At 31.4% G+C, this 16,032-nt stretch carries 15 protein-coding genes; 5 read left to right on the plus strand and 10 right to left on the minus strand.

The window, feature by feature from the left end; all coding sequences use genetic code 11:
* From RH98_RS07155 to bcp, 5 genes are all read right to left on the minus strand, one after another.
* Nucleotides 1–1,239, minus strand: a 1,239-nt coding sequence (locus tag RH98_RS07155; protein WP_500778340.1) for a phage tail-like protein, incomplete at its 3' end; no start/stop codon positions are given.
* Between the two features lie 456 nt (nucleotides 1,240–1,695).
* Nucleotides 1,696–2,268, minus strand: a complete 573-nt coding sequence (locus RH98_RS07160) for a GDYXXLXY domain-containing protein (RefSeq protein WP_010252446.1) — start codon at nucleotides 2,266–2,268, stop codon at nucleotides 1,696–1,698.
* Nucleotides 2,255–3,343, minus strand: a complete 1,089-nt coding sequence (locus tag RH98_RS07165) for a DUF4401 domain-containing protein (protein ID WP_010252448.1) — start codon at nucleotides 3,341–3,343, stop codon at nucleotides 2,255–2,257. Before RH98_RS07165 ends, RH98_RS07160 begins: the two co-directional genes overlap by 14 nt.
* Entirely contained in the window at nucleotides 3,330–4,325 is a 996-nt protein-coding gene (locus RH98_RS07170; RefSeq protein ID WP_010252450.1) for a DUF2157 domain-containing protein, read from the minus strand. The genes RH98_RS07165 and RH98_RS07170 overlap by 14 nt, the downstream gene beginning before the upstream one ends.
* Nucleotides 4,326–4,476: 151 nt before the next feature.
* Nucleotides 4,477–4,935: a thioredoxin-dependent thiol peroxidase gene (bcp, locus tag RH98_RS07175; RefSeq protein ID WP_010252452.1), complete on the minus strand. Its 459-nt coding sequence runs from the start codon at nucleotides 4,933–4,935 to the stop codon at nucleotides 4,477–4,479.
* 274 nt (nucleotides 4,936–5,209) lie between these two features.
* Between bcp and RH98_RS15425 the strand changes: the two genes are divergently transcribed.
* Complete coding sequence (locus RH98_RS15425) at nucleotides 5,210–5,314, plus strand: 30S ribosomal protein THX (protein WP_081498619.1); 105 nt, start codon at nucleotides 5,210–5,212, stop codon at nucleotides 5,312–5,314.
* Between the two features lie 64 nt (nucleotides 5,315–5,378).
* On the opposite strand, the gene RH98_RS07180 is transcribed toward RH98_RS15425, so the two are convergent.
* Nucleotides 5,379–6,224 carry an alpha/beta hydrolase family protein gene (locus tag RH98_RS07180; RefSeq protein WP_010252454.1) on the minus strand — a complete coding sequence of 282 codons (846 nt, stop codon included), beginning with the start codon at nucleotides 6,222–6,224 and terminating at the stop codon, nucleotides 5,379–5,381.
* Nucleotides 6,225–6,340: 116 nt separating this feature from the next.
* Between RH98_RS07180 and RH98_RS07185 the strand changes: the two genes are divergently transcribed.
* Complete coding sequence (locus RH98_RS07185) at nucleotides 6,341–6,976, plus strand: hypothetical protein (protein ID WP_010252456.1); 636 nt, start codon at nucleotides 6,341–6,343, stop codon at nucleotides 6,974–6,976.
* A 628-nt stretch (nucleotides 6,977–7,604) separates the two neighbouring features.
* Complete coding sequence (locus RH98_RS07190; protein WP_010252458.1) at nucleotides 7,605–8,111, plus strand: GNAT family N-acetyltransferase; 507 nt, start codon at nucleotides 7,605–7,607, stop codon at nucleotides 8,109–8,111.
* 8 nt (nucleotides 8,112–8,119) lie between these two features.
* On the opposite strand, the gene RH98_RS07195 is transcribed toward RH98_RS07190, so the two are convergent.
* The 4 genes from RH98_RS07195 to RH98_RS07210 all read right to left on the minus strand — a co-directional run bounded on the left by RH98_RS07195 (nucleotide 8,120) and on the right by RH98_RS07210 (nucleotide 12,241).
* Nucleotides 8,120–8,635, minus strand: a complete 516-nt coding sequence (locus RH98_RS07195; protein ID WP_010252460.1) for an SMI1/KNR4 family protein — start codon at nucleotides 8,633–8,635, stop codon at nucleotides 8,120–8,122.
* 100 nt (nucleotides 8,636–8,735) lie between these two features.
* Entirely contained in the window at nucleotides 8,736–9,683 is a 948-nt protein-coding gene (locus RH98_RS07200; protein ID WP_010252463.1) for a ketopantoate reductase family protein, read from the minus strand.
* Between the two features lie 145 nt (nucleotides 9,684–9,828).
* Nucleotides 9,829–11,166, minus strand: a complete 1,338-nt coding sequence (locus RH98_RS07205) for an NCS2 family permease (protein ID WP_010252465.1) — start codon at nucleotides 11,164–11,166, stop codon at nucleotides 9,829–9,831.
* 106 nt (nucleotides 11,167–11,272) lie between these two features.
* Entirely contained in the window at nucleotides 11,273–12,241 is a 969-nt protein-coding gene (locus RH98_RS07210) for a quinone oxidoreductase family protein (protein ID WP_010252467.1), read from the minus strand.
* Between the two features lie 268 nt (nucleotides 12,242–12,509).
* Between RH98_RS07210 and RH98_RS07215 the strand changes: the two genes are divergently transcribed.
* Together RH98_RS07215 and uvrA are read left to right on the plus strand one after the other, a co-directional pair.
* On the plus strand, nucleotides 12,510–12,998 hold the full coding sequence (locus RH98_RS07215; RefSeq protein ID WP_010252469.1) for an META domain-containing protein: 489 nt from the start codon (nucleotides 12,510–12,512) through the stop codon (nucleotides 12,996–12,998).
* A 196-nt stretch (nucleotides 12,999–13,194) separates the two neighbouring features.
* A complete protein-coding gene (uvrA, locus tag RH98_RS07220; protein WP_010252471.1) occupies nucleotides 13,195–16,032 on the plus strand; it encodes an excinuclease ABC subunit UvrA in 2,838 nt (945 codons plus the stop codon).

The following is a 16,032-nucleotide window of genomic DNA, read 5'->3' on the forward strand; positions in this document are numbered from 1 at the left end:
TGTTCCTTTAGCAGCTTGTCCAGAACTTAATTTTCCAGTTGTTACAGAGTTATCTGCTAAACTCAATGATACATCTCCTAAAGTTGTATTTGCACCATTTGATACTTCTATAATATTATCTCCTGTAATACTTCCTTTACCATCAAGATTGGCTGCTGAAACTTTACTATAAGTTACATTACCTGATCCATCTGCTGTAGCAACAGTACCTTTGTCTGCTCCTGTAGAGCTTAATTTACCAGAGGTTACAGAACTATCTGCTAAACTAAATTTAACATCTGACAATACTTTATTCTTACCTGAGTCTACTGTAATAATATTATCTGTAGTAATTGAACCAGCATCCTTAATCATTTCAGATGTAAGAGCTCTAAAGATAACGTTGCCTTTACCATCTGCTGATAGAAGTTCGCCTCCCTTAGCCCCCATAGAATTAAGTTTTCTGACTGTTAACGATTTATCTACTACATCGATATATGTATCAGCAAGCACACTACCATGCTCAGCTCGCACAGATATAGTACCTTCATTACTTATCAAATCTTTGCTATTTTCCTCAATAATTCTAAAAATATAGATTTGATTATCAATATTCGCTACAATCTCTTTAAAATTATGGTTTACATCACCCACTACATCAATTTTTACCTCATCACCATCTTCATTTTTATAAACATATTCTCCAGTTCTTTCACCTTCCTTATCTAATACTGGAGTGATAGTAGTAATAGTTTCTAGCGCCTTAACTGATTTTATAAACTCATTATTTGAAGTTAACTTATTAATAAAATTAGAGTTGTTAGCCAATGTACTTAAAGGCATTTGTACCTTATTTTTTGCGCTATCTGTTATTACTAATACATCTTCTCCTAGTGCTTTATCACTTTCTATTGTCAAAGAATAGTTAGTAGTATTATCGAAATTTAATGTTTCAATATCTTTATCTGTAAAAATACGTGTCCATTGAGCACCTGTCCAATAATAAAATCCTTTGCCAAGCTCACTAGTTGAATTCTCATTATAGATTAATAAACTCTCTGTAGCACCTTTATCCCCAAAGGTAGAACTATCATCGAGCTTAGTCAATTTTACTCTAGGTATTAATAAACCACGATTTGATCCTGCTGGATTTTTTATATCTAGTAATGCAGATTGATCTGGCTTATTTGTTCCTATTCCTACTTGTGCATGAGCTGTCATTGCAAAAACAACAAACGCCATTAACAAAACTTTTTTCATCATTATTTACTTTAGAAGTTAATAAAAAATAAAGATTTTTCTTTATTAATAATCTTACCAAAATGAGTATAAACAAAAATAATACCATTTATTATTATAAAAAAAGAAAAGAATTAAATATTGTCTTGATTTTTTAATAATTTATATCTAAAAAATTACATTAATTTTAAATATTCACTGTTTTTTATCATACTATTAACCATATTAAGTATCTTCTACACACCTTTTGAGTATTATAATCACAGAACCTAATGTAAATCAGGTTAATTCATAACGTACTGAAGCACAATAAACATACCCCTATACCAAGATACAGATTAAAATTTTTTAATGTATCATTTCACAAACTAACAGAAAGAGTTTACAACAAAAAAAGCACCTCAGAATAATTATTCTGAGGTGCTTTTTCATTTGAATATTTCGCACCTTTTTATGTTATTTTATATAACAAAAATATCAGCGAATTAATTCAAGATTTTCATTATACATACCGATTAATACACTATTACCTTTATCATCTACGCGTAGTGCACCATATTTTGCTGCTGCAAATTTATCAGCTTCACCTTCTTGAAAGAAGAAACTCTCTGCACCTATATTAAAACGCCATCCATTATTATTAAAGAATTTAATATACAATTGCCCCTCTTCAGCATCTTCTAATTTATCTGTCAACTTAATAAAATGTCCTACTTGATTTTCATCTAAGTTTAACAGTACAAAACCTCTCATACCTTCATAATTTTCTATAGTTTTGCTTTTCAAATCTTCATCAGCTTCTTCAATCTGTTCACCTGACAAAGCAATCAATGACGCTCTAAAAATATCATTTCTATTAGTAGCTATATCATAATTAAGTATCATATAATCTCCTTGAATCAGAGATCTTGGGTCTACAGGTGCTAGTTCTAATAGAACTAATTTTCCTTCTTTAATCGTCTCCTCTTTCTGTAGAACTCCTCTTATAAAAAAGATAACAACTAAAACAAAAGTGATAACGATCACATAGCTTATACTATTCTTTTTCATCTTCTTTCCAATTTTTACACATTAACCAATAAGCACCTAAAAATAGCACCCCTGTAATCATTAACGAAATAGACTTTTCTAATAAATTAATCTTCAAGTCATAGTAGAACATACCAATAGCCCATATAAAAGTACATATAGAGAGTACGAAACCTATTTTGTATTGATTGTAAAATGACCATAATAGAAACAATAATCCTACCATAAAAGCAGGGTAAATAAATCCTAAAAAGTACATAAAAACAGCTGCTAAAACATAGATACTAATCATCACTATTATATTAGTAATATTAAGCTTTTTAAATATCAAATGTATCGTAAACAAATTGACAGCTATTGTACCAAATACTGATATATATAGCGTGGCAGCTGAAGGTACATAATATAACCCCATAAACATACTAGTTGAAGCTATAATGCTAAGCACCAAACTATATAAGAATACAGCAAAAAAGAAAGGTACATAATACATTGTAAAATAACGACTTAATCTAAGAGCCGTCTCTTTCCAAAACAAAAATACTGTCAATAGTATAAGAAGGAAAAAGAAGATATAAAAAACAGAAAAAGTATGGTTATTGATAATTAGACAATGTACTGCTATCAATGCATTAATCGTACTAAGGAAAATAATGATTTGATTCTTATAAACAAAAAAGCAAATCACTGATAGTACAAATGCAATACTAGCAGAAGAACTAATATTCCACGAAGTTCCTTGTAATTCTGCAATTCCAAAAATCACCAATAAAAAACCTGCAATAAAGAGTGCTACTGCAAGACCATCTTTGATAGCACTATCTTTACTCTTGTTAATTACAAATGAAATTATAAAAGAAATTAAACCAAGAACAATAAATATAATTCCTAGATTTATAATTGTATTCAAAGTAAGAAATAGGAAGCCTAGAAATAATCCTACTCCCAATAATCCTCCTAAAATAGAGACTACTTTTATAAAAACTGATCTTACTAGCGTATCTTCTTGATATTGTTTTAAAAGCGTTTTATCCACTTCTACGCCCTCTGATACTAAGCTATCAACGATTTGATTAAACTGTTTACTCTCTTTCATAATTCCACTCTTTTTGTTGATTAGAAATTAATTTTATAATACCAAAAGTACCGCCAATAACATACAAAGTATATAGCAGAAGAGCTCCTTCACTGAGATCACAGCATCTTATTAATATCATAAAGACTATAATTGCGATAGCCAATACAAAATAGCTAAACGTCAAAATATTTTTCTTTTTTAAACTGATATAAAAACTTATTCCAATCCAAGCAATACTTAATAAGAATAAAACAAATAGTCCTGATAATTCTCCATCTGAATAATTTGATCTCGTAGTAAAAATCGCAACTCCTAAACTTCCTACTGCTAATGAATTGCATACAAATATCATTAAATTAGAATAGTACTTTTCGGGACGAAAAGATTGGTATTTTCCTATTACATAGGGAAGCAAAAACAGCAATGTATTTAATACTAAGTAGCTGATAATAGTATAAAAAGGATTTATCTTAAAGACAACTTGTTGATAGAACAGAGTTAAAGTAGTATTCGTTAATACAGCAAATAATAACCACTGAATGGTAAATTTAGAAACCATTGTCCATGGTATAATAACGATGCACCACATCAAAAATAGGTCATAAGCATTAGCTCCTGTCTGATATTCTTGTCCAAACACAGCAAATAATACTCCTACCACAACAGAAGAACTTAATAATGCTATTTTCCTTACGAACTCTTTCACACTATTTAGCACAGACAAAACTACTGTTACCAAAAGCAATAAAAGAATCATTCCAAACTTTCCAAATCGTGGAATCTCATTCCAATTAAACGCAAAAAAGAAAACAACACCACTTAAAAATAAGCCACTTCCAAGTGCAAGCACAAAGTACTCCAAAAACTTTTTCCAATCTGTTTGATTAGAATAGCTATGCTCTTCTATTAACGAGGACAGCCTATCATCATCAATATTACTTGACTGGTGAAGTGCATACCAATCACTCTTAGCAATTTTCTTATTTATAAATTTATTCATAGCATTTTATTTATTTCACAACAGTAACTATCATAAATTGAATTACAATTCGCTTTAAAAAAATAAAAGACATCGTTCTAATAAAAATCGATGTCTTTTACATAAAGATTTTATAATTCCTCATCAATTAATGACTCATTACGTATGTATTTTAATACTTCTCAAGAATTTGAGCTGCGTGATCTTTTGTTTTTACTTTGGTAATTACATCTGCAATAGTTCCATTCTCATCAATTACAAAAGTTGTTCTGTGAATACCATCATAAGTACGTCCCATAAATTTTTTTGGCCCCCATACTCCAAAAGCATTAAGAACATCTTTATTTTCATCTGCTATTAGAGGGAATGGCAACTCATTCTTATCAATAAACTTTTGTTGTCTTTCTGGCGAATCAGCACTAACTCCTAATAGTTCAAATCCCTTTTCTTTCAGAACCTGATAATTATCTCTTAAATTACATGCTTCCCATGTACATCCAGGCGTACTAGCTTTTGGATAAAAAAAGACAATTAATTTCTTCCCTTTATAATCTGATAATTTATGTTCTTTTCCCGTTTGATCTACTCCTGTAAAATTGGGTGCTTTATTTCCTATTTCTAATGTTGTCATGATTATTAAAAGTTTAATTACAAGTAAATGTAAAAGATTTTTTGGTAAGTAAAAAAAGATCCAGATCTAAACCTTATATAAATCACTAGATGTAGGGAGAAAATTTTTATGATCATAAAAATTTACTTTCTGTTTAGAAAAACTCCAATGACTATACAATTAAGCTTTATAATCAATTAATTAGGCTATGAAAATATTTTTTTGTATTTTGGGATAATTCTTTCGTTTAAAAGAAAAACGAACTTATTTATTAATTTTAAAAACAATAGAAATTATGGGTAAAGGAGATCTTAAGACAAAAAGAGGTAAAATCGTTAACAAGAGTAATGGAGTAAGAAGACCTAAAAAAGCTTCGAATTCATCTAACGATAAGAAATAAAAAAGCAAAAGAGCTAATGGCAATAACCATTAGCTCTTTTACTTTTTGTCTCTATTCTAATTTTTTATTTTGTGCTCTTTATAAAATTTATTGTTGCCTCTACTACTTCTTTCAAATGCTTAGGCATTTCTTTTTTATCATAAGGGTGCTTAGCGCCAAAAACGTGATCCGCACCATCCACTATATTTAACAGTGAACTAGAAATCCACTGATGTAATAATTGAGCTTCTTTCAATGACACTGCAGGATCTTCCGTTCCCTGAACAATTAATGTAGGTTTAGTCAAATGCTGGGCAGCTTTCTGCACATTAAGTTTATCCTCATTTTGCTCATAATCTTCCCAAAAAGTAAAGAAGTGTGGCATCTCTTGTTTAGTACGACCATTGACAGAATAAAACACTCCTTTCTCTTTCCACTCTTCAAAACGTTCACCGTGTGGAAAGCGTTTTCTGAAATCAGACACCCCTGCCCATGTAATGACACCTTTTACATCTTTATTGTAATAGCATTGTAATATGGCAGCACCACCGCCCCTACTATGGCCAATTAAATAAATATTAGAAGCGTCAACTCTATCATTCTTTTTATAAAAATCAATAATAGCCGTTAAATCCTTTTGTTCCTGTGTATAGGTGTTATTTCCAAAAGATTCCAAATCATTAAATTCTGTAGGCTCATCAATAGTAGTCCCATTTAATGAAAAATTAAATTTAACAGCAAAACAACCTTGATCAGCTAATTCATCCATCGCCAATTGCCAAGCTCCCCAATCTTTAAACCCTTTATAACCGTGACAAAATATAACTAAAGGCAAATTTGTTTTATCTGCAGGATAAGTAAAGTCAGATAAAATCTCTTTATTATTTTGGTTTACTATAATCTCTGTACCGTGTATTAATTTATCTCTCATAATCAGTCTTTTTTTAACAAATAGTAGTAATCTTTTAAATAAAAATTAAAACTATAAAAAGTAAATTAGCAATATCAACTCATGAAAATTATAAACATTTATCAAAATATTAAAATATGAAAACAAGTTTAAACACACTTAAATTTAAAAGCATATTCAATGCTGGTATACTATCGTTTTTATTAATTTTAATTAGCACTTCGACAATTAATGCTCAAGAAAAGAAAAATGATTTCAAGGTTAAGAATACCACTATCGAGTATCAAATTACTAAGGAAACTAAAGATAATGAATTAGAGCAAATAAAAAAAGAAGTCAATGATGAAAAAATTGCCGCACTAAACTTTTCTAATATTAAAAGAAATGACAAAGGCGAGATTATCGCTATAAATACAATGTTTAAAGATGAGCGTGGTTCCTCTCAACAGAAATCAGAATATAATTCAATGGGCATTAACTCATTCTCTATTATTATCCATGAGAAAGAGAATGGTTATAAATATTTAGAAATTGGCAATTCAGGAAACAATCTATTTTCTAATAAAAGCAACTTTAGCATGCAAAGCTCTATGTGGGGAGATGATGCTGAAGGAGATGATTTCTTTGCTACTGACTTTATGGACTTAATGAAATCAATGCAAGAAGATATGAAAATGCAGCAAGAAGCTTTTATGAAAATGATGTTACAGAATCAAGAACCTACAAAAGATAAAAATACCTCAACCCAAACAAACGAAAAATCAAAAAAATAGTTACACTTTTTCTACACAAACTATATAAGAGCTAGCTAAAATATTAGTCAGCTCTTTTTGTTCGTCCCTTTAGTAAATACACCTCTGAAATTTCATATTTGAATATTGCATAAATATACCTCATCCATATTTGAAGATCATACCCCACTACGCAAAACCACTATACCTATTTACTGCAAGGGTAAATAATGACCAAAAAATACATTTATTACCCTTTTTAGCAAAACTCATTTTCAACAAAACCCAGCATTTACAAGACTTAAGAAGCCTTTTTTAGAGTTGAATAGGGACTTTGTTCGAGAAGGGTTCGAGAATTACTCAGTAACGCATTGCAAAAACAGGGGTATTCCCGAACAAGACTGCAACCGTCCTCGAACAACACTGGGACCAGACCCAAATAAAATTCCTTAAAATTTGAAAAAAGGGGGATTGTAAATTGACTTTTTTACAGTCAATTTAGAAGAAAAACACGGACTTTGATTTGTGTATTTTTTGTAAAAGCATCAGTTAGAACACTGATTTACAATACAAATACAGAACAATTAAACATATTAAACCTGTAGCAACAACAAAAAAAACAGGCTCTTTTAAAGAATTTACTGTATCTTTCTTCAAACAAAATATCTGTATGGAGTCAAAAATAGTGCAAACTAATCGTTTAATGATAAGACCATTAGAGTTTAAAGATGATTCTTTTATTCTTGAATTAGTAAATACTGAAGGATGGTTAGTCTATATTGGTAATAAAAATATCTATACGCTGGCAGATGCGCAAAATTATATACAGAATATTTTAAATACTCCAAATTGTTTTTATTGGACAGTAGTTCTTAAGGAAACTTCCACTCCTATTGGACTTATAAGTTTACTGCAACGAACTTATCTACCTAATGCTGATTTTGGCTTTGCATTTCTGCCGCAATATGTCAATAAAGGATACGCCTTAGAGGCAACCTCTGTAGTACTAGAAGATATTTTACAGCAAGATGAAAACTCTTCTGTGCTAGCTATTACACTAACTGACAACAAAAACTCTATTAAACTCCTTAATCGATTGGGCTTTATAAACTCAAAAGAAATTGAAATTGAAAAGGAAGCTTTATACCTTTTTGAAATAAAAAAAGACAACAAATAGTAACCTCTTTAAAAAAATAAATTATAAGGATAATCTTTCTGAAATAACAATGCTTGTTTTTCTAACTTACTAATAAAGTCACTGAGAGAAGCAGCTACTAACGTTACTTCTTCAAATTCAGGTTCTGTACCATAAAATATTTGACCGTAGTTCGCTTCTCCTGTTCCTATAGAAAAACAAGAGTATTCCCCTTTTACTGAAATTATAAAAGGCAAGTGACTATTCCAAAAACTCTTTATATTTTCTTGCAAATCTATCTCATTATCAGCATTTTCAAGACTCAATAGTTCTAATTCATTCCATCTGAACGCATCATTACTATCCCCATTATATTCCTCTTCACACAATAGCCAAGCATTATTTTCTGCAGAGGTACCCGACTGAATAGATTTTAGGTATAGTTGAAACTCGTCTGGAAGCACACTGTATCTATCCGTAAATAAAGACTTTAATACTAAAGAATTGTTTTTTTCTGCTACTTGCCATCCAAGCTTTCTTAAAGTTTCAATTAATTTATCAATCATCACGTTTTATATCTAACTTATTCTTATTCGTAAAAAAAGAGATACAGTAACCATTATATTGCTATATCTCTCTTTTTTAAATTTATATATCTTATTGCGTCTATATTAAATACTTGCTACCTGCTCTATTCTTTAAAGAAGTTAGCATTTTTGAATACATTGGTGTTGGAATATTCAATTTCGTTCCTTGATTGACCATGTATTCAGTCATAATACTTAATTCCGTAGTTTGCTTTCCTGCCAAAAAATCACTGTGCATAGAAGTAGTTGCTCCTTCAGGTATTGCTTTTAATCTATCCAAAATAACAGATACAATATCCTTATCTATATTGATATTTCTAGCTCTTGCAATCGTACTAGCCTCTTCTAGCAATTCTTTTGTTTCTTGAGGATGTAATAAAACAGTGTTTTTCATACTGCAATTGTAGTAAGCTGTTGCAGTAGCAGAGGCAGAAACTAAGATATACTTCTCCCATATTTCTTTATCAATATCAGTAGTAGCAATTGCATTAATCCCAGCATCGACCAATAATTTTTCAAAAGCCATCATCTGCTCTGTTAGCTTATGATCTTTACCAAAATAAATCTTTTGTCTACCACTTGGGTTATCAATTACTCCAGGTTCTTTTAATCTTGATACCATATAGGTACATCCTTGTAGTACTGTCGCATAATCAAAATAATTATTCAAATCTTCATAGGCTTCTACCCCATTTAACAATGGAAGAATTACAGTATTTTCACCTACGCACGCTTTCATTTGCTCAAATGTAGGTTTAAGGTCATACCCCTTTGTTGCCATTATTAAATAATCAACTTTACCTACTTTATTGAAATCATCTGTTGCAAGATAAGGCTTGCCTACTATTTCATTTTGATCAAAGATTACCTTTAATCCATTTTCAGTTATCTTTTTTAAATGCTCTCCTCTAGCGATAAAACTTACTTCTACTTCCTCACTGTTTTCATATTTATTAGCTAATAGTCCTCCATAAAATCCGCCTACGCCACCTAATCCAACTACAAGTATTTTTGTTTTTTGACTCATAATAATTCATTGTTTTATTAAACTAACAAGATAGTAAGTTCCCTAGTAAATGTCCTACTATTTTAAGTTATTTTTATACTTCATACAATAGAAAAAGGAGGTGCTATGACCTCCTTGTTTATTTTTTCTATAAATAAATTTTATTCTATTGAGTTACTACGTCTAGTATAATCTTCATTAAAAAGAGGATGGATAAAACGTAAACTGTTGGTGTAATTTCATTGTATTGTTTTGCCCCTAATTTTAGTATAGTATAACTCAATATACCAAATACAATTCCTTCTGCAATACTATAAGTAAATGGCATAAAAACAATTGTAAGAAAAGCAGGTAATCCCTCTGACAAGTCATTAAATTTAATATTAACAACTGAGCTAATCATAAATAACCCTACAATAATTAAGGCTGGCGCAGTAGCCGCTGCAGGTATTATCAAAAATAAAGGCCCTAGAAATAATGCTAATGCAAACATTAAAGCTACGCTTACAGCTGTTAACCCTGTACGTCCACCTGACGCTACACCTGATGCACTCTCCACATAAGATGTGACAGAACTCGTTCCTAAAACCGCACCAAATGTCGTTCCCATGGCATCTGTAAACAATGCTTTTTTCATTTGAGGGAAATTGCCATCCTTGTCTGCTAAATTTGTCTTAGATATCACACCTATTAACGTTCCTACTGTATCAAATAGATTGACAAATAAGAATGTAAACACTACAATTAGCATCTCTAATGAAAAGATTTGATTCCATCCCTCAGCAGTAAACATTGGTTTGATCGCTTCTCCAAATATTGGTTCTATAGATGGTGGGAGATCCACTATCTTACTAGGCAAAGAAACATCACCTAATATAATTCCAAAAATAGTAGCACTTAAAATTCCGAATAATATCGCCCCGTTTACATTTCTAATTAACAAAATTCCTGTTACCACTAATCCAACTAAAGTGATCCATACAGTGTGCATACTGAAATCACCTAGCCTAACAAGTGTATTAGGATCTCCTACTACAATTCCAGCACTTTTTAGTCCTATCAAAGTAATGAACAATCCTATTCCTGCCGGAATAGCTTCTTTTAAAACTTTAGGGATACTTCTTACAATTAGCTCGCGAACATTAAATAAGGTCAATAATAAGAAGATAATTCCTTCGATAAAAACAGCTGTAAGTGCAAACTGCCATGAATAGCCCATTGTAAGAACAACAGAATATGCAAAAAAACTGTTCAATCCCATCCCTGGTGCTTGAGCTATAGGTAATTTTGCATATAGCCCCATTAATAGTGTTGCAAAAATAGTAGCTAAAGCAGTAGTGGTAAAAAGTGCGCTTCTATCCATTCCAGCATCTGCAAGAATATTAGGATTTACCACCAGAATATACGACATCGTAAGGAACGTGATAATACCCGCTATAAACTCTTTTTTTATAGAGGTACCATTACTACTTAATTGAAAGTAGCGTTCTAAGAAATTTTTCATTGTGTTGTTGTTGCATTTAAGCAAACAAAAATAGGAAGTTTTACATAAAACTTCCTATCTCAAATAAATTTATTTATAATGATATTACTTTTTCACACTATCGCTTCTATATCGTTATTACCAATCGTGTGCCAGAAGCTATCTGTTTATTCCATACTTCCTCTACCTCCTCTATTGGGTAAGCTTCTGTATCGATATGCAACTTTTTGTTGGCAGCTAATAAGAAAAGCTCTGGTAGAATAACCTTATTAAAAACAATTAATTCTTCTTGTGACAAACTTCCAAATCCTGAACCTAAAATTTCAATAGCTGAACTTCTTAAAACAGATGATGACAATGAAATCTCTTTTCCTGCCATATCACCAGCAGTAATAATCTTAGTAGAATGAGAAACATGCTGTATAGAATCTCCCTTTAGAACCTCAATAATCAAACTAATTGGCTTACCCCATAAATAATCGATTACCATATCGATAGGTGTCTCGTCATGAATACGTTTTATTTGAGATTTAATAATTTCGTCATCCTGCTTCAAATTCACCACATGCGTTGCCCCATAATTTTTTAATTGATCTAGGATACGCTCATTACGTCCAGTAACAATTATATTGTTTGCACCATAATATTTAGCCAATTGTACAGCTACTTGCCCAGTAACTCCAGTGGCACCATTAAACATGACGTTCATTCCTCTTTCTAATTTCCCCCTTATCAATAATGGCATAGCTGACCCTAAAACAGCATTTGGCAATGCTGCCGCAGTAACATAGTCTAAGTCATGTGGAATAGGTGTAAAATTAGATGTTATAAGTGCCTTTTCAGCAATCATTCCTGTGATACCTTGTCCATATACACGCGTACCATCTTCTAATTCCCCTACACCATCAACCCCCACTACAGTAGGAAAAGTGCGATAACTAGCATAGTGCTTTCCACTTACTCTAGCCTTATCCAGATTCTTTACTGCTGCTGCTTTAACATGTATGATATGTTGGTCTTCAGAAGTTTTTTGAGGCGATTCTATTTCACCATATTTTGGAGTTGTTCCAGACTTATATAAAATTGCTGCTTTCATCTTCAATATTTAAAACAATAAAATTACTATAAATAGATGGTATCACACCAAATATTTGCTTATCGCTTATAAATTGTATTTGCAATTCCTAAAATACACCTTTATCCCAACACAATGCAGTTAATAAATCATTAGATGAATACGAATATCAAATATTCTTAAAATATGTAGTTTTAACTTTATTTGAATAGTTAAATAAATATTTTTTAACCAAACTATTATAGTTAACATTTATTTAAGTATTTTTACAACACAAATTATAAATATTATGAAAAAGACAGTATTATTTCTAGCACTAGCGTTATCAGTAGCTTTCGTTAGCTGTAAGGATAAAAAAGAAACAAAAACAGAAGAAACAATTGAGCAAACTACAACTACAGTAGAAACTGAAAAAGACAATGGTTTATTAAAATCATGGGAATTAGTATCTATTACTACTCCAGATGCATCTGGTAAAACAGTAGAAGAATTATTCCCTAATGCTAAACCAGCATTAACTTTCGAAGACGAAGAAAAAGTATTCGGAACAGATGGTTGTAATAATATTTCAGGATCATATGAAGCAAAAGAAAATAAAGGGATAGCTATTGGTGAGAAATTAGCTGTAACAAAAAGATTTTGTGAAGGTGTGGCTGATACAACTTTCCTTAATGCTCTTTCATTAGCAACTAATTATGATATTGTAGAAGATGAATTGTTATTTACTTCTGGGGATATCGTTATTATGAAATTTAAAAAAGTAGATGCTGCAAAATAAGCATTAATAAAATAGCTCAAAGAGGGGTTGTCTTTTAATAGACATCCCTTTTTTATTTATTAGCATTCGATATTTCTAACTCAAAGAACAAATCATAATAATGCACTGTAATTTGCTAATATTCTTATCAAGCAAATGAGTGAAATACTTCATAAACAAGCTATAATTATGTATCTTTGTTGCTTTGCAAAAAACTATGTTAGAACCAGAAAATACTATAGAAGTTTTAGGTGCTAGAGAACATAACCTAAAAAATATAGATGTTACAATACCACGCGAGAAACTAGTCGTAATAACGGGTTTATCCGGTTCGGGTAAATCATCTTTGGCATTTGATACTATCTATGCTGAAGGACAAAGACGTTATATAGAGACTTTTTCTGCTTATGCACGCCAATTTCTTGGAGGACTAGAACGTCCTGATGTTGATAAAATTGACGGGCTATCGCCGGTTATTGCAATTGAACAAAAAACCACAAATAAAAGTCCCCGCTCTACAGTAGGTACTATTACAGAAATATACGATTTCCTAAGATTACTATACGCTAGAGCTGCAGATGCTTACAGCTATAATACTGGCGAAAAAATGGTAAGCTATTCTGATGAACAAATTCAGGAGCTTATTGTTAAAGATTTTAATAATCGCCGTATCAATATTCTTGCACCAGTAGTAAGATCTAGAAAGGGACACTATAGAGAACTCTTTGAACAAATAGCTAAACAGGGATTCCTAAAGGTTCGTGTCGATGGAGTGATTAAAGATATTGAGTCAGGAATGAAAGTCGACCGATATAAAACACATGATATCGAAATTGTTATTGATAGAATAGCTGTAGATGAAACTGAATTAACGCTTCAGCGCATTGCTCAAAGTATAAAAGTGGCTATGAATTATGGTGAAGATACTATAATGGTATTGGAACAAGATAGCAATGATTACCGCTTTTTTAGTAGACACTTAATGTGTCCTACAACTGGTATATCCTACGCTAAGCCAGAACCAAACAATTTTTCATTCAACTCTCCTAAAGGAGCTTGTGAATGTTGTAATGGTTTAGGTGTAATCAACGAAATCAATTTAAAAAAGATTATTCCTGATGAGAAACTTTCCATTAAAAATGGTGGTTTAGCTCCTCTAGGCACAGAAAAGAAATCATGGATATTCAAGCAATTAGAAATAATAGCAGAAAAATATAAATTCTCTTTAAATGACCCTATCTCAAAGATTCCTAGCGAAGCGATGGACATCATTTTAAAAGGTGGTCAAGAGAGCTTCTCTGTCGTTTCGAAAGTAGCAGGTATTACGAAAAACTATAAAATTGATTTTGAAGGGATAAATAATTTCATCAAGAATCAATTTGAAGAAAGCGAAAGTAGTAGTATTCGCAGATGGGCTAAAGAATTTATGGACGAAATAGAATGTCCTGAATGTAATGGTACCCGATTAAAAAAAGAAGCTTTATACTTTAAAATTGCTGAAAAAAATATTGGAGAGTTAATTCAAATGGATATTGAAACGCTCATTCAATGGTTTAAGGAAATAGATCCTAAGTTATCTTCCAAACAAAAAAGCATTGCTTCTGAAATATTGAAAGAGATCAATAGTAGGCTTTCTTTCCTTGAAGATGTAGGATTGACTTACTTATCACTAAATAGAAGTTCGCGAACGCTATCAGGTGGTGAAGCGCAACGTATTCGTCTAGCAACACAAATTGGGTCTCAATTAGTAGGAGTTTTATATATATTAGACGAGCCTAGTATCGGACTACATCAACGCGATAATGAACGATTAATAAAATCACTTGAATCACTAAGAGATATAGGTAACTCTGTTCTTGTTGTAGAACACGACAAGGATATGATTGAAAGAGCTGACTATGTGATTGATATTGGCCCAAGAGCTGGTAAAAATGGTGGAAAAATAATTAGTGCTGGTACTCCAAAAGAATTATTAAAAGAGCATACATTAACTGCTCAATATTTGAATGGAGAATTAGAAATTGCGCTTCCTGAAAAACGCAGAGAAGGTAATGGTAAAGTATTAAAACTAGAAGGAGCAACCGGTAACAACCTTAAAAATGTTAGTATAGAGATTCCTTTAGGAACCTTAACCTGTGTGACTGGTGTATCGGGTTCTGGTAAATCCACTCTAGTTAATGGAACGCTATATCCTATTCTAAATACTCATTTTTATAATGCTGTGGCTAAACCACAACCTTATAAAAAAATAAAAGGTCTGGAGCATATTGATAAAGTTATTTGTATAGATCAAAGCCCTATTGGAAGAACACCACGTTCTAATCCAGCTACCTATACAGATGTATTTTCGGATATTAGAAATTTATTTTCGCAAACTACTGAAGCCTCTATACGTGGATATAAACCAGGTCGATTCAGTTTTAATGTGAAAGGTGGTCGATGTGATACTTGTGAAGGTTCAGGAGTACGTACTATTGAAATGGGCTTCTTACCTGATGTTTATGTAGAATGTGAGACTTGTCAAGGTAAGCGTTTTAATAGAGAAACATTAGAAATTCGATACAAAGGAAAATCAATATCTGATGTATTAAATATGACCGTTTCTGAAGCAGTAGTATTTTTTGAGAATATTCCAAAAATATATCGTAAATTGAAAACTATTGATGATGTCGGTCTTGGGTATATTACGTTGGGGCAACAAAGCACTACTTTATCTGGTGGAGAAGCACAACGCATTAAACTTGCGACAGAATTATCAAAGAAAGATACTGGAAATACTTTCTATATTTTAGATGAGCCAACTACGGGATTACACTTTGAAGATATTAGAGTACTAATGGAGGTAATCAATAAATTAGTTGACAAAGGGAATACAGTGTTAATTATCGAACACAATCTTGATGTTATCAAATTAGCTGATTATATCATAGACGTAGGATATGAAGGAGGTAGTAAAGGAGGTCAGATTGTAGCAAAAGGAACACCAGAAGAGATAGTTAAAAACAAGAAAAGTTATACAGCACATTTTTTAAAGAATGAGTTAAAAATCAAATGA

It is taken from the genome of Myroides injenensis M09-0166, from assembly GCF_000246945.1.
Lineage (GTDB): Bacteria > Bacteroidota > Bacteroidia > Flavobacteriales > Flavobacteriaceae > Flavobacterium > Flavobacterium injenense.

Coding starts and splice junctions, on each gene's coding strand:
- RH98_RS07160 (WP_010252446.1), bottom strand. CDS start 2,268: ATGAAAAAGAATAGTATAAGCTATGTGATCGTTATCACTTTTGTTTTA.
- RH98_RS07165 (WP_010252448.1), bottom strand. CDS start 3,343: ATGAAAGAGAGTAAACAGTTTAATCAAATCGTTGATAGCTTAGTATCA.
- RH98_RS07170 (WP_010252450.1), bottom strand. CDS start 4,325: ATGAATAAATTTATAAATAAGAAAATTGCTAAGAGTGATTGGTATGCA.
- bcp (WP_010252452.1), bottom strand. CDS start 4,935: ATGACAACATTAGAAATAGGAAATAAAGCACCCAATTTTACAGGAGTA.
- RH98_RS15425 (WP_081498619.1), top strand. CDS start 5,210: ATGGGTAAAGGAGATCTTAAGACAAAAAGAGGTAAAATCGTTAACAAG.
- RH98_RS07180 (WP_010252454.1), bottom strand. CDS start 6,224: ATGAGAGATAAATTAATACACGGTACAGAGATTATAGTAAACCAAAAT.
- RH98_RS07185 (WP_010252456.1), top strand. CDS start 6,341: ATGAAAACAAGTTTAAACACACTTAAATTTAAAAGCATATTCAATGCT.
- RH98_RS07190 (WP_010252458.1), top strand. CDS start 7,605: ATGGAGTCAAAAATAGTGCAAACTAATCGTTTAATGATAAGACCATTA.
- RH98_RS07195 (WP_010252460.1), bottom strand. CDS start 8,635: ATGATTGATAAATTAATTGAAACTTTAAGAAAGCTTGGATGGCAAGTA.
- RH98_RS07200 (WP_010252463.1), bottom strand. CDS start 9,683: ATGAGTCAAAAAACAAAAATACTTGTAGTTGGATTAGGTGGCGTAGGC.
- RH98_RS07205 (WP_010252465.1), bottom strand. CDS start 11,166: ATGAAAAATTTCTTAGAACGCTACTTTCAATTAAGTAGTAATGGTACC.
- RH98_RS07210 (WP_010252467.1), bottom strand. CDS start 12,241: ATGAAAGCAGCAATTTTATATAAGTCTGGAACAACTCCAAAATATGGT.
- RH98_RS07215 (WP_010252469.1), top strand. CDS start 12,510: ATGAAAAAGACAGTATTATTTCTAGCACTAGCGTTATCAGTAGCTTTC.
- uvrA (WP_010252471.1), top strand. CDS start 13,195: ATGTTAGAACCAGAAAATACTATAGAAGTTTTAGGTGCTAGAGAACAT.